The 13,765-nt window shown below is 68.4% G+C and carries 13 protein-coding genes; 2 read left to right on the top strand and 11 right to left on the bottom strand.

All coding sequences use genetic code 11. The annotated features are described in order from the left end of the window. Window positions 1-64: 64 nt before the first annotated feature. Window positions 65-1,258, bottom strand: a complete 1,194-nt coding sequence (locus RIN18_RS11955) for an endo-beta-N-acetylglucosaminidase H (protein ID WP_309104202.1) — start codon at window positions 1,256-1,258, stop codon at window positions 65-67. A gap of 158 nt (window positions 1,259-1,416) precedes the next feature. Next, a complete protein-coding gene (locus tag RIN18_RS11960; RefSeq protein ID WP_309104203.1) occupies window positions 1,417-1,857 on the bottom strand; it encodes a DoxX family protein in 441 nt (146 codons plus the stop codon). Window positions 1,858-2,063: 206 nt separating this feature from the next. On the opposite strand from RIN18_RS11960, the gene RIN18_RS11965 reads away from it, so the two are divergent. Next, window positions 2,064-3,470, top strand: a complete 1,407-nt coding sequence (locus tag RIN18_RS11965; RefSeq protein ID WP_309104204.1) for a GH1 family beta-glucosidase — start codon at window positions 2,064-2,066, stop codon at window positions 3,468-3,470. Window positions 3,471-3,500: 30 nt separating this feature from the next. Here RIN18_RS11965 and RIN18_RS11970 read toward each other — a convergent pair whose 3' ends face one another. The 6 genes from RIN18_RS11970 to RIN18_RS11995 form a co-directional block, all read right to left on the bottom strand. After that, window positions 3,501-4,730, bottom strand: coding sequence for an RNA polymerase sigma factor (locus RIN18_RS11970; protein ID WP_309104205.1), 1,230 nt, complete (start codon window positions 4,728-4,730; stop codon window positions 3,501-3,503). Between the two features lie 14 nt (window positions 4,731-4,744). After that, window positions 4,745-5,104 (bottom strand): YciI family protein, encoded by a 360-nt coding sequence (locus RIN18_RS11975; protein WP_309104206.1) that lies wholly within the window; start codon window positions 5,102-5,104, stop codon window positions 4,745-4,747. 44 nt (window positions 5,105-5,148) lie between these two features. After that, a complete protein-coding gene (locus tag RIN18_RS11980; protein ID WP_309104207.1) occupies window positions 5,149-5,811 on the bottom strand; it encodes a dihydrofolate reductase family protein in 663 nt (220 codons plus the stop codon). Window positions 5,812-5,974: 163 nt separating this feature from the next. Further along, entirely contained in the window at window positions 5,975-7,339 is a 1,365-nt protein-coding gene (locus RIN18_RS11985) for an extracellular solute-binding protein (RefSeq protein ID WP_309104208.1), read from the bottom strand. A 68-nt stretch (window positions 7,340-7,407) separates the two neighbouring features. Further along, entirely contained in the window at window positions 7,408-8,361 is a 954-nt protein-coding gene (locus RIN18_RS11990) for a carbohydrate ABC transporter permease (protein WP_309104209.1), read from the bottom strand. After that, a complete protein-coding gene (locus tag RIN18_RS11995; RefSeq protein WP_309104210.1) occupies window positions 8,361-9,353 on the bottom strand; it encodes a sugar ABC transporter permease in 993 nt (330 codons plus the stop codon). The genes RIN18_RS11990 and RIN18_RS11995 overlap by 1 nt, the downstream gene beginning before the upstream one ends. 223 nt (window positions 9,354-9,576) lie before the next feature. Between RIN18_RS11995 and RIN18_RS12000 the strand changes: the two genes are divergently transcribed. After that, window positions 9,577-11,112: an FAD-dependent oxidoreductase gene (locus tag RIN18_RS12000; RefSeq protein ID WP_309104211.1), complete on the top strand. Its 1,536-nt coding sequence runs from the start codon at window positions 9,577-9,579 to the stop codon at window positions 11,110-11,112. Window positions 11,113-11,122: 10 nt separating this feature from the next. On the opposite strand, the gene RIN18_RS12005 is transcribed toward RIN18_RS12000, so the two are convergent. The 3 genes from RIN18_RS12005 to RIN18_RS12015 are packed head-to-tail and all read right to left on the bottom strand — an operon-like array spanning window position 11,123 to window position 13,730. Beyond that, complete coding sequence (locus tag RIN18_RS12005; RefSeq protein ID WP_309104212.1) at window positions 11,123-11,722, bottom strand: class II aldolase/adducin family protein; 600 nt, start codon at window positions 11,720-11,722, stop codon at window positions 11,123-11,125. Further along, entirely contained in the window at window positions 11,719-12,981 is a 1,263-nt protein-coding gene (gene otnK, locus RIN18_RS12010; RefSeq protein ID WP_309104213.1) for a 3-oxo-tetronate kinase, read from the bottom strand. Before otnK ends, RIN18_RS12005 begins: the two co-directional genes overlap by 4 nt. Continuing rightward, window positions 12,978-13,730 carry a DeoR/GlpR family DNA-binding transcription regulator gene (locus RIN18_RS12015; protein WP_309104214.1) on the bottom strand — a complete coding sequence of 251 codons (753 nt, stop codon included), beginning with the start codon at window positions 13,728-13,730 and terminating at the stop codon, window positions 12,978-12,980. The genes otnK and RIN18_RS12015 overlap by 4 nt, the downstream gene beginning before the upstream one ends. Window positions 13,731-13,765 lie beyond the last annotated feature (35 nt).

The raw sequence follows: 13,765 nt of genomic DNA on the forward strand, positions 1-13,765 counted from the left end.
CACCAAGCGCCCCGCACCGCCTGCCCGTTCGGCGGGCGGCACGGGGCGCGGGCGTCAGCCCATGCTACGGCGTCGACTCGATGGTGAAGGGCTGCGTCTTCGTCTTCGAGACGTTGCCCGACGTGTCGTGCGCGTTGTATCGCAGGACGTAGTGCCCGTCCGGCAGCGCCACCGTGGCGGTGTGCACCGCCTGTGCGGCTCCGCCCGCATCCGTCTGCGTCGAGGTGACGAGCACGCCGTGCTGATAGACGTTGGCGACGACGGTGGCGACGCCTCGGTCGTCCTGCACCGACAACGACACGTTCAGCTCGGACTGCGGACGGTTGGATGCCGGGCTCGCCAGCTCCACCGTGGGGCGGGTGGTGTCGGGCTCGGCCGGCGCCTTGTACACCGTGGCGCTGCCCTTCAGCGGCTCGGTGATGCCCGAGAGGTACGCCGACTGATCGGTTCCCGTCAGGTTGTAGGCGACGTAGATCCCATATCCGTCCTGCACGGTGCGCCGGGCGAAGTCCGCCGCCGTCGCCGCCGACGTCTGCGAGAGGTCGATGGCTGCGGCTCCGAGGCGAGCACGGTCCTCGAGCCCGGCGACGGTCGGCGCGTCGTAGGTCGGGTAATAGGGGTTCCAGGCGTAGTCGATCGTGCCTGCGGCATCGAACAGCGTGAAGTCGGTCGTCGTGTACGAGGGGCCGATGGCATACAGGCTGATGATCTTGTCGGGCCCGAGTCGGTCGCGCAGCGCTGTCGCCAGCCACCCGAACGACTGGGCGTTCGGCTGCGGAGTCCCGTTCGCGCCGTAGTTCGTCCACTCGTCGTCGAAGTCGATGCCGTCCAGGCCATAGGTCGTCACCGCGTCGGCGAGCTGCGCGGCGAAGGCGTCGGCTGCTTCATACGAGGTGAAATTGGCGAACCCGGCGCCCTGGTGGTTCCCGAGCACCGACAGCAGCACCTTGGTGCCCTTCGCCTGCACCGGGCGGATCTGGTTCTCGGCATCCTCGAGCGTCTCGGTGACGCGCTCGTTGAAGTGCAGGTACGCCTTCTCGCCGTCGTAGTTGATGTTGGCGGCGAAGATCATCGCCATGTCGACGGCTGCCTTGCCCGTGTCCTCGAGCGTATAGTCGGCGACGTTCGCTAAATCGTTCGAGTTGACTTCGACATAGACGACAAGCTGAGGATCGACCTCCTGCTCGTCGGCTACAGCTCCCATGGCTCCGCCGATCATGCCGGCGGTCGCAACAGCTACCGCTGCAGTCGTGGCCATGGCTCTCCGTAGCCAGCGTTTCCGGGGGTTTGATGCACTCATCACAGATCGTCTCCTTTGGCGTCATGTCGCTATCGCGGGTCGCGGCAGCGCGACCTGCGGCCGACTATATCGCTTAAGTCAGCGGCTGTGAAGGAACGATCTCGAGGCGACGATGGTCAGCGCAGCCAGGCGATTCCGCGGCCGCGCAGCAGTGCACGGTCGAGGGAGAACCGCCCCGCACCGATAAGGGCGAGCGCCAGAGCTGCCGCCCCCAGTACGGCGACGAACTCGTAGCCGCCGTCGCCGACCCAGAGCCCGGCCGCGAGATGGACGAGAATCAGGGCGACGATCATGTCGACGGCGAGCAGGATGCCCACGATGCGCGTCAGGAAGCCGAGCGCGAGCAGGATGCCGCCGATGAGCTCGACGAAGGCGACGACGGGCGCCGCGATCTCGGGGAACGGCACGCCCATGCCGGCGAAGCTGCCGACGGTACCGGGGAGGGTGAACTCGAAGATCTTCTGCGCGCCGTGCGCGGCGATGATCCCACCGGTGATGACACGCAGGAGGAGCAGTCCCAGAGAGGCGGCGGGCGAGTGGGCGGTGGTGTTCGTCATAAGGAGGATTTCCTTCGTGGCAGGACACCGCGCGCCAGGCGCGGAGCAGGGAATGTCCCTGCGTTCACGTTAGGAAGCGGAGCTATCCCCGGGCTGAGTGCGGTGCGACCGCGCGTGAAAAGTTGGTATGGCATCGTTCCCACATTTCGACGAGACTGGTGGATGCCGGCCCGAACCCGGGCGGCAATCCGACGAAGCGAGGATCGATGACCGCCTTTCCCCCCGGCTTCCTCTGGGGAGCCGCCACCAGCGCGTACCAGGTCGAGGGATCGCTGGATGCCGATGGCCGAGGGCGCTCGATCTGGGAGACGTTCACCGAGCGCCCGGGGGCGATCGAGGGCGGCGGGGACGCGTCGATCGCGTGCGACTCCTACGTCCGCTGGCGCGAAGACCTCGACATCCTGTCGGACCTCGGAATGCGTGCGTACCGGTTCTCCCTCGCCTGGTCACGCGTCATGCCCGACGGCCGTGGTCGCCCCAATCGTGCCGGGCTGGATCACTACGAGCGGATCGTCGACGAGCTGCGCGCACGCGACATCGAACCGATCGTCACCCTCAACCACTGGGACATGCCCGAGGCGCTGATGGCGGACGGCGGGTGGATGGGGCGGTCGAGTGTCGACGCATTCGTCGACTATGCCGCGGCCGCTTCGGAGCGACTGGGCGACCGGGTCGACTGGTGGATCACGCAGAACGAGCCGTGGATCATCCAGCTGCTCGGCTACCAGCTGGGGCTTCACGCACCGGGAGTCCGGGACCTCCGCGGAGCCGTCACCGCCGGTCATCACGTGCTGCTCGCACACGGCGCGGCGGTCGACGCGATGCGCGCGAGCACGAAGGGACGCATCGGCGCGGCTCTGAACCTGCTGCCGTGCGTACCCGCCACCGACAGTGCCGCCGACGCCGCGGCCGCGTGGGGCTCGGACGGATACGTCAACCGCTGGTTCCTCGACCCCCTGCTCGCCGGCGGCTATCCGTCAGACATGCGCGAGCACTGGGAGCGGGCGACCGGCGGTCCGCTCGATGACATCATCCGCGATGGCGACGAAACGGCGATCGGCGGGCGCAGCGACTTCCTCGGGATCAACTTCTACACGCACCGTGTGATGGCGGCGGCCGAGGTCAGCGAGGATCGTCCGTTCCCCTGGCAGGTCGTCGGCTCGACGGGAGAGGTCGACCGCACCGACGAGGGCACCGAGATCGTGCCGGATGCGTTCCGGGACCTACTCCTCCGGGTGCACCACGATTACCCCGGCATCCCTCTCATGGTGACCGAGAACGGCGCGATCTACGGCGACTCCCCCACGCATGACGGGGCCGTGCACGATGTACGCCGAAGCAGGTACCTGCGCGCTCATGTCGCCGCGATGGCCGAGGCCCTCGACGCAGGTGTCCCTCTCGTCGGCTACACGCACTGGTCGCTGCTCGACAACTTCGAGTGGGCGCTCGGATATCGGCCGCGGTTCGGGCTCGTGTACGTCGACTTCCGCACCGGCGAGCGCATCGTCAAGGACAGCGCTCGGGAGTACGCCGCGATCGTCGCAGCCGGCGGCCTCATCGACGCGGACGGCCGTCGCGGGCCGGTGGTCGACAGCCTCGGCGCTTTCGGCTGATCGAGCGCGACCTCGGTACTCGTCGCGGGCTCAACCGGTGAGTACGGCACGGCGACGCACGAGGTGCGCCTTCTCGGCCGAGTTGCCGGCGAGCTCGATCGCGCGATCGTACGCCGCGTGAGCCTCTGCCGTACGACCGAGGCGCCGCAGCAGATCAGCGCGCGCGGCGTGGAATGCGTGGTAACCGTCGAGCGCCCCCGCGAGACCGTCGATGAGAGTGAGCCCGGCAGCCGGTCCCTCCACCTCGGCGACGGCGATCGCCCGGTTCAGTGCGACCATAGGACTGCCGTCGACGACGGAGAGCTGATCGTAGAGCGTGACGATCTGTGACCAATCGGTCTCGCTCGCATCGGGGGCCGTGGCGTGGACGGCGTTGATGGCGGCGAGGATCTGGTAGCGACCGGGTCGCGCGTCTCCGCGAGCGACGGCAGTCAGGCGCTCCCGCACGAGGGCGACGCCCTCACTGATCAGCGCCCGGTCCCACGCGTTCCGATCCTGCTCGTCCAGGCGCACCAGCTCGCCCGTCTCCGAGACACGCGCCGGAGTACGCGCCTCGGTGAGCAGCATGAGCGCCAGAAGGCCGGCGACCTCGCCGTCATGTGGAAGCAGGCTCTTCAGCAGCCTGACCTCCCGGATCGCCTCCGCCATGAGGTCGCGCCGGATCGGCTCCGTCTCCTCGCCGGTCGCGAGGTAGCCCTCGTTGAACACCAGGTAGAGGACCGCGAGAACTCCCGTCAGCCGCTCGGGCAGGTCGCCGTCGAGCGGCACGCGGAAAGGGATGCCGGCACTCCTGATTTTGTTCTTCGCCCGGGTGATCCGCTGACCCACCGTCGCCTCCGGCACGAGAAAGGCGCGCGCGATCTCGAAAACGGTGAGACCGCCGACCATGCGAAGCGTCAACGCCACGCGCGCCTCGACCGCGAGGGCGGGGTGGCAGCAGACGAACAGCAACCGGAGCCTGTCGTCCTCGACGGCGCCGACAGGTTCCGGTGGGCCGTCATCCCGGATCATCAGCGCCTCTGCCTGTTTCGCCCCGCCCACCGCCTCTCGACGCAGCCGGTCGATCGCCTTCCGATTGGCGGTCGTGGTGATCCAGGCGCCCGGGTTCGGGGGAACCCCGTCCCTCGGCCAGCGCTCGACGGCAATCGCGAAGGCCTCGCCCGCCATCTCCTCCGCTAACCCCAGGTCGCCGAAACGGCGGGTGAGCGAGGCGACCACCCTCGCCCACTCTTCACGGTGCACCCGAGCGACGACCGACATCGCTGCCGGCTCTGTCACTCCGCTCCCAGGGGCCGCACCTCGACGGGGCGCCGGCAGGCGTGTGACGCGATCCCTGCGAGGTCGAGCGCCGCGTCGAGGCCGGTCGTCTCGACGATCCAGAATCCCGCGAGATACTCCTTCGACTCGATGTAGGGCCCGTCGGTCATCAAGGGTGTCGACCCGCGACCGTCGACGACGGTGCTCGCGGACGCCTCGGCGAGGCCGGCGACGAAGACGAAGCTGCCGTCACGCCGGAGCCGCTCGGTGAACGCAGCCGTGTCCTCCATCTGAGCGGCATGTTCCTCGGCCGACTCGTAGATCCCGAACTCACCGTGTTCACTGGCTCCCCAGACCATCAGCGCATACTGCGGCATCGCCCACTCCCTTTGCGGCCCGCGAGGGCATCGTCACCGTGAGGCTACCCCCGGCGGTCGCCGTCGGACCAGGAGACGTCCTGCGGATGCAGGTTCGATCCGACGTACCGGGCGGCCCCCGCGGGGCGATAGCTCTGGATCGTGATGCCGCCCGAGGTCGACTCGGATCGTTGGAGCTCGAGCGCCATGTCAGGCCCTGCGTCCGGGAACAGCCGCGTCCCCTGCCCCACGATCACCGGATAGGTGAGCACGTCGAGCTGATCGACGAGTCCGCTGGCGAGCAGCCATCGCACCAGCATCCCGCTGCCCGGCACCAACAGCTCGCCATCCCCCGACTGCTTCAGTCGTCGCACTGCCGTCTCGGGGTCTCCCGAGAACACCGCCGTTCCGTCCCACTCGGGTGTGGTGAGGCTGTTCGAGACCACATACTTGGGCCGGCTGTTCAGAGCCGCCGCCACCGGGCTCGTGTCGGGATCGTCGAACGTTCCCCAGGACCGCGCGAAGATGTCATATGTCCGCCGGCCGAACAGAAAAGCGTCCGCGGCGGCGTACACCTCATCGAGGTACTGCCCGACCTCCGCGTCGACGAGCGGGATCGCCCAGCCGCCGCGCTCGAAATCGCCGGTACGGTCTTCATCAGGCCCGCCGAGGCCCTGCATCACGCCGTCCAGCGTCACGTTCGTGGTCGTCTTCAGTTTCATGGCCATGTTCGGCTCCCCTTCGTCGATGGATCCGCGCCGTGTCTCGACGCCTCTCACCACCTCCACGAACGGATCTCGCGATTTCGACACCGCGTCCGAAACTCGCGCGCAGCAGAAGGGGCGGGCCGGCCGCAGCCGCCCCGCCCCTTCTGATTCAGCCGGCCGCTGCTCAGCCTGCCGTGGCGTTCTCGTACGCCCGCATCGCCGCGCTCTGCGCGTCGGCGAGTGCCTCTTCCGGCGTCTTGTCGCCCAGGAGCGCCGCGGTGACGGCGTTGTTCAGCTCGTTCTGGATCTCCTGACCCGCCGGAGACGACCCGAACGACTGCCCGTACTCGACCACGTCGTAATACGTGGAGATGACCTGGTCGAAGCCGGCGTTGCCACTCTCGGTGACCCACTCCTCACGGATCGCCTGGTCGGCCGACGGCGATCCGGTGAACAGGCCGGTGTTGATACCGCCCTCGGCAGCGCGCGTCTCGCCGCGGGCTTCACCGGCCGCGTTCCACGCATCGTCCGAGGTGAGGTTGATCATCCACGCGCAGGCTGCTGCCGGGTTCTCCGCACCCACGGGGATGACGAACGCCGTGCCCGAGGCGACCGAGAACGGCTCGCCCTCGGAGTTGCGGAACGGCACCGCCTCGATGTCGATCTGATCCATGTAGGGCGACAGCACGTTCGGGTACCACTGGGCGTTCACCTGAGCGCCGACCTGGTTCGCGACGAACTGGTTGTTGTCGCCGAACGTGTCGAACGAGTCGGTGAAGCTCTTCACCGATGCGAAGCCGCCCTGTGCGTCCGTGATCTGCTTCAGCATCTCGACGCCCGCGATGTTGCTCGGGTCGTCCAGAGTCGGAGCTCCCTCTTCATCGTTGAGCTGGCCGCCCATCCCGAGGATCCACAGGCCGCTCTGGCCGGTGGCGACCGGATCGAAGCCGAGTCGCGACGGCACTCCGCCGGACTCCTGGTACATCTTCTCGATCGCTCCCAGGAGCACGTCGGGCTGAGACGTGTCGATCTCCTCCACGGTGACGCCCGCCTCGGCGAGCACCTTCTTGTTCACCAGGATCGCCGGCGGCTGGTAGAACTGCGGCACCGCCCAGATCTCGTCGTCATAGGTGACGTCATCGACCACGAACGGGTACCAGTGGTCGCGCGGTGAGACGTCCTGCGCCTCGAAGCAGGCGTCAAGCGGCATGATGAGGTTCTGTGCGGCGTAGGTGGTGACGTAGCGCCGGTCCATCTGCACGACGTCGGGCACATTGCCACTGGCGACTCGCGTGGTGAACTTCTGCGCGTCGAAGGCCGTGGCGTCGAGATCGACCTCGACGTCGCTCAGCTGCTCGGCGGCGTGGTCCATCCGAGAGGTGCCGACGTCGTCGGCGTTCTCGAAGCCCCATGCCTTGAGGGTGCCGGTGGGCTCCGAACCGAAATCGACGTCGGCGGCGGGGTCTTCGCCTCCGCCTCCGCCGCATCCGGCGAGCACGATGGCGGATGCCGCGGCCATCGCGGCGATTCCCAGAATGCGCTTGCGCATCTCATTCCCTTTCGTTGTGATTGCTTCCTTGGTGTGCGAGCTGTCGACCGGGCCTGCGCCCGGCCGGCTCATCCTTTTCGTCCCTGCGTGGCGACGCCCTCGATGAAGTACCGCTGACCGAAGGCGAACAGGATGAGCATGGGCAGGGTCACGATGAGCGACGCGACCATGACGTATTGATAGTCGCCGTGACCACCCGCGGTGGGGCTGTACTTCGTCATGGCGTAGGCGATGCCGAGCGGCGCGGTGAAGTCATCGACCGATCCGGCGTTCAGATAGATGAGTGCTGCCTGCAGGTTGTTCCAGCTCGCCTGGAACTCGAACAGGAACACGATGATGAACGACGGCACCGACAGCGGCATGGCGATCCGCCAGAACAATCCCCAGTAGCTGGCGCCGTCGAGCCGCGCGGCCTCGAACAACTCCCGCGGAAGACCGAGGAAGAACTGGCGCTGCAGGAAGATGTAGAACGCGGAGCCGAAGAGGTTCATGCCCCACAGCGGCACCCAGGTGCCCAGCAATCCCGTCTCCTTCCAGATCAGGTAGATCGGGATCATGGTGACGGCACCGGGGAGCATCATGGTCGCGAGCACCAGGCCGAAGAGGATGCCGCGTCCGGGGAATTTGAAGTACGCGAAGCCGAAGGCCACGATCGAGCTCGAGATCGCCACGGCCCCGGCGGCGAGGAGCGCGATCGCGATGCTGTTCCACATCCAGCTCGTGAGCGGCAGCTGTTCCCACACCTCGACGTAGTTCTCGGGAACGAAGGTCTTCGGGATCAGGGCGTTGTCGAACACCTCGCCGCGCGGCTTGAAGCTCGCCGCCAGCAGCCACGCGAAGGGGTAGAGGAACAGCAGACCGAACCCGACGAGGATCACCCCGAGGATCACGCGCGTGGCGAAGCTCTTGGGCTGGCTGATGCTGCGGCGCCAGCGCGACCGCTGCGGCACGGTGACGTTCCTCGTCTCGAGATCGCGCTCTGCGAGGGCGGGCGGGGGGACCTGCCGGAGTGACGATGACATCAGCGGTCTCCCTCGTAGTACACGAAGCGGTTGCCGAACTTCACCTGGATGACGGTGATGATCATGATGATGACGAACAACAGCCAGGCCATCGCCGCCGCGAAGCCGAAGTTGAACTGACGGAACGCCTGCTGGAACAGATAGATGGCATAGAACAGTGACGCCTCTGGCGACGAGTTGCTCTGATCTCGCCAGAACAGCAGATAGGCCTGATCGAAGATCTGGAAAGCCGCGATCGAGAGCACGATGACGTTGAAGAACATGGCACCCGAGATCATCGGGAGCGTGATCGAGAAGAACTTGCGCACGGCTCCGGCACCATCGAGGGACGCGACCTCATAGAGCTCGACGGGGACGTTCTTGAGCGCGGCGAGGAAGATCACCATGGTTCCCGCGACCGTCCACAGCGTCATGATCACGATGCTCGGCTTCACCCATGCCGGATCGACGAGCCACTGCGGCCCCGCGATGCCGAAGATGCGCAGGAACTGGTTGATCGCACCCGAGTTGCCGTTGAGAAGCAGGAAGAACACCGCGGCCGTGGCGACCGCGGGTGTCATCTTCGGCAGGTAGTACAGCACCCGGAAGAATCCGGCGCCGCGGCCGACGCGGTTGAGCAGCATGGCGAGGATGAGCGCGAAGGCGATCTCGAGCGGCACGGCCATGACGACGTAATAGAGCGTGTTGGCCAGCGAGACTCCGACACGCGGATCGTCGAAGAGGGCCGCATAGTTGTCGATGCCCACCGGGCGCGCGGTGTTGGTGGCGAGGTTGTAGTTGCTGAACGAGATGTAGAGGCTGTAGACCATCGCGCCGGCGGTGAAGACGAGGAACCCGATGATCCAGGGCGAGATGAACAGGTACCCGGCGATCGCTTCGCGCTTGTTGTAGCTGACCTTCACCTTCGGCGCTCGGTCCTTGCGGCGGCGGCGCCTGCCTGGGTCGTCCGGCACTGTCTGCGAATGAGTCTCCGGCCGGGAGGCGAGGCTCATCTCGACGCCCCCGTCCGGTGCGGGGTCAGGCGGTTCGTGTTTCTCATCGCGCAACTCCTGTCGAAGTGTGGCATCGTTACCACATGCTCGTGACTATACGGTGCGGACTCCGTCTGACGCAACAGTTCGCACAGTCCTGTGTCGAGATCGTAGGCACGCCCGACCGCTCCGGCGCGGGGCTTGCGTACAAGCTGTCGACTGTGCTTGTCGAGGGGGTCAGATCGTGATCGATGCCGATGTCGCGGTGTATGCGGCCACGGCATCCGGCGTGTGCGCCGCTGTGTCGGCCGCGCGTGCCGGAGCCCGCGTCGTGGTGATCGAGCCAGGACGTCACATCGGCGGGATGACCAGCGGCGGGCTCGGCTACACCGACATCGGCGACGTGCGCGCCCTCGGTGGCATGGCGGCGGAGTTCCGGGTTGCCGTGGCGGAGCACTATGGCGTCGCGGTCGGCCATTTCGCCGGGCCGGAACCGCACGTGGCCGAGGAGATCCTGACCCGGTGGCTCGACGAGGCGGGCATCACCGTGATTCTCGACGCTGCACTGCAGCGGGTGGAGATGCGCGGCGACCGGCTTCATGCCGTCGGGCTCGCCGACGGCGGCACGGTGACGGCCGAGGTGTTCATCGACGCGAGCTATGAGGGGGATCTGCTCGCAGCCGCCGGCATCCCCTGCGCGGTGGGACGCGAGGACCGAGCGCTCTACGGCGAGCGGTTCGCCGGCAGGCAGGAGCCTGCCCCGGGATTCCATGCCACCCCGCCCTGGATCTCGCCCTTCCGCGACGACGAGAGCGGGCGTCGCGAGGGGGCGCTGCTGCCGCAGATCCGGAACGAGCCGCTCGCCGAGGTGGGCGCGGGCGACGGCGGAGTGATGTCGTACGGGTATCGCGTCTGCCTCTCTCAAGCGCCGGATCGCATCCCGTTTCGCCGCCGCGAGGGATACGACGATGCGCACTGGGAGCTGGGCAGGCGGATCTTCGCCGATGCCGAGCGCCGGCGCGAGGTGCACCCGGCGGGACGGTACATCGGCCTGGAGCCCAACCTTCCCGGCGGCAAGGCCGACGGCAACTCGCTCGGGCCCTTCTCGCTGAGCGTGCTCGACGGTGCCGCGTGGGAATACCCCACCGCCGACGCCGACCGCCGCGAAGAGCTTCGGCTGCACCACCTGCACCACGCCGAGGATCTGCTGTGGTTCCTCGCGAACGACCCGGGAGTCCCGGCGAGCGTGCGCCGCGGGATGCAGGCGTGGGGGCTTCCCTCGGATGAGTTCGCCGACACCGGGCATCTGCCGCATCAGCTGTACGTGCGCGAGGCCCGGCGGATGTGCTCCGACACCGTGCTCACCGAGCACGATCTGCGCCAAGGCCGGATGCCGCACGATGTCATCGCGCTCGGCTCGTACCACCTCGACATCCGCGAGGTGCAGCGCACGTGGCGATGGGTGTACGAACACCCCGAGCCGGTCGCGATGGTGGTGACCGAGGGATACCTTTCGGTTCCGGTTCCCGTCTACGGCATCGGTTACAGCGCCCTGGTGCCACCGCGGGAGCGCTGCGTGAATCTGATCGCGTCGGTGTGCGTCTCGGCGTCGCACGTCGCCTTCTCGTCGATCCGGATGGAGCCGCAGTACCAGATGCTCGGCCAGGCCGCGGGAACGGCAGCCGCCATCGCCGCACGCGGCGGCATCGGCGTCCAGGAGGTCGACACCGCACTGCTGCAGGACCGCCTGCGACAGGCCGGAGCCGTACTCGCCGTGTGAGCCCGCGGCATCACCCCCAGGCGGTGTCGCGGTCCAGCTCGCGTGCTCCCCGGCCGTCCAGCGCCAGGGTGAGCGCTGCGGCAGCCTCGAGTTCTTCGGCGAGATCGACCGCGCGCGTCAGATCGGGACCGCAGACGAGGCTTCCGTGGTGCGCGAGCAGCAGGCACGCCGACGTCGCGGCCGCCGTGCCCACCCCTTCAGCCAGCCCGTCGGAGCCGGGCGGCGCATAACCGACGAGGCCCACCCGGCCGAGCATCCGGATGCGGTAGGGCGTGTAGGCAGGCAGCGGATCCGCGCCGGGGGCATGCGGCAGGCACGAGACGGCGGTCGCTGCGGGCGAGTGGAGATGGATCACCGCTCCGGCGTCGGGCCTCGCTCGATACGCGGCGAGGTGCATCGCCCACTCCTTCGTCGGTGGCGGGCCGGCGACGAGCGCGCCGTCGAGGGTGAGCTCGGTGATGTCGTCGACCGCGACCCGACGAAGCGCGGTGCCGGTCGGCGTGATCAGGATGCGGTCGCCTTCACGAGCGCTGGCGTTGCCCGAGCTGCCGGGTGAGAGCCCTGCCGCGGCGAGCGCGTGGCACGCGTCGACCAGCCGCTGCGCTGTCATGGGGTCTCCTCCCAGGCCTCGCCGAACAGTGCTTCTCCGCCGAAGTTCCCGGACTTCAGGCAGAGGTCGAGGTCGCGCCCCGCCTCGTCGGTCGCCGTCATCCACGCGACACCCGGTGCCACCACCCGCCGCACCCGCAGCGCGCTCATGCCGAGCGCTGCTGTCACCGCACCTGACGTCTCGCCCCCGGCGACGAGGATCCGACGGACGCCATGACCGCGCACCGCCTCCATCGCGATCCGCGCGAGCGCCTCTTCCACGAGGGCGGCCGCACGGGCGCGGCCCCATCGCTCCTGTGCCCTGGCCACCTCTGCGGGCTCCGCGGTGGCGGTGATGAGCGGGATGCCTCGGCCCGCCTCGGTCTCGATGAATCCGAGCGCGCTGGCGATCACGCCCTCGAAGTCGCCCGCCAGCTCGTCGACGCGGATCGTGCGCACCGGGCCGCGGTGGGCGGCCACCTGCGCCCTGGTCCGCTCGGACCCGCTGCCCGAGAGAACGAGTCCTCGCCCGGACGGCGGCGGCGCGACGACATGCTCGCGACCACCGGCCAGCCGGCGCGCAAGGGCGACGGAGAGACCCGCGGCGCCGCCGAGCAGCACATCGTCCTCGTCCAAGAGCGCCGTCGCTGCGGCATCCAGATCCGCGTCCTCGATCGCATCCAGCAGCACATGACGCACGTGCGTCGCGCGCAGTTCACTGACGCGCGAGCGGATGGCTGCGGCGCCGGCGTGGACGACCTCGATCGGCACGGATCCGACGCCTCGCGGCGTCTGCCGCGCGAGCACGCGTACCAGGTCGGGGTCGCGCATCGGGGTCAGCGGGTGCATCGCGAGCGATGACTCCGACAGCAGCCGGTCACCCACGAACAGATGTCCGCGGTGCATCGTGCGCCCCACCGCGGGTGTCGCCGGTGTGCCGACCGAGATCGTCGCCGACGCGAGCTGATCGAGCAGCGCGTCGGCGACCGGGCCGATGTTGCCGGCATCCGTCGAGTCGAACGTCGAACAGTACTTCTGATACAGCCGCCGAGCGCCGGCATCGCGCAACGCCCTGGCGGCGGCGACGCTCTCCACGACGGCATCCGCGACCGGGGCCGTGCGCGACTTGAGCGCCACGATCACGCAGGAGGCAACGAGCTGCTCGCCGGTTCTCGGCGCACCGAGGCGCACCTCGACATCCAGACCCGCTGCACTCACACCGGCGGCGACATCGCACGCGCCCGTGATGTCGTCGGCGATGACACCGAGCTCGATCGTCATCGCGCGATCCTGACCTCGACGCCGGCGTCCTCGAAGGGCACCAGGACGCCCCGATCCGCACGACGGTCGGTGATGAGGATGTCGATGATGTCGAGTGCGGCGATGCGCACCGGAGCGGTCAGCCGGAGTTTCTCCGCACCGGCGAGCAGCACCACCCGTGACGACTGCCGCGCGATGATCCGCTTGATCGCGGCGTCGAGTGCGTTGGTGCCCCAGAGACCGTCACCGCCGACGGCGGTGGCCGAGAGGAAGGCCATGTCGAACCGCATCCCGCGCAGCGTCTCCTCGGTGAGGGGGCCGGCGAAGCTGCGGGTGTCGGGCTGATAGTGGCCGCCCGCGGCGATGAGCCCCGGCGACCCCGTCCGCGTCACGGCCTCGATCACCGGAAGCGAGTGCGTCACCACCGTCCGCGCCGAGAGCAGCGGCACGAGAGCGGCGACGGTGGTTCCGGCGTCCAGGGCGACGGTGTCCGCCCCCCCCGCCTCCTCCGCGGCGAGCTGGGCGATGGCCCGCTTCTGCCTCGAGCCGATGGCGTCGCGCCCCTCGAACGGCACCCCGGCGCTCGGCACCGTGGCACCTCCGGCGACGCGGCGGGCCAGGCCCTGCTCCTCGAGCATCCGGAGATCGCGGCGCACCGTCATCTCCGAGACACCGAGAAGCCGGGCAGCGTCGGCGGATGACAGATAGCCGTCATTGGAGATCTGCCGCTCCAGGTGCGCGCGGCGCTCCGGCGCGTTCGTGTATCGCATCGGCGTCCTTCCGTCTCTGTTGATTATCGGACATG

The organism is Microbacterium sp. (genome assembly GCF_031179285.1).
Classification (GTDB): domain Bacteria; phylum Actinomycetota; class Actinomycetes; order Actinomycetales; family Microbacteriaceae; genus Microbacterium.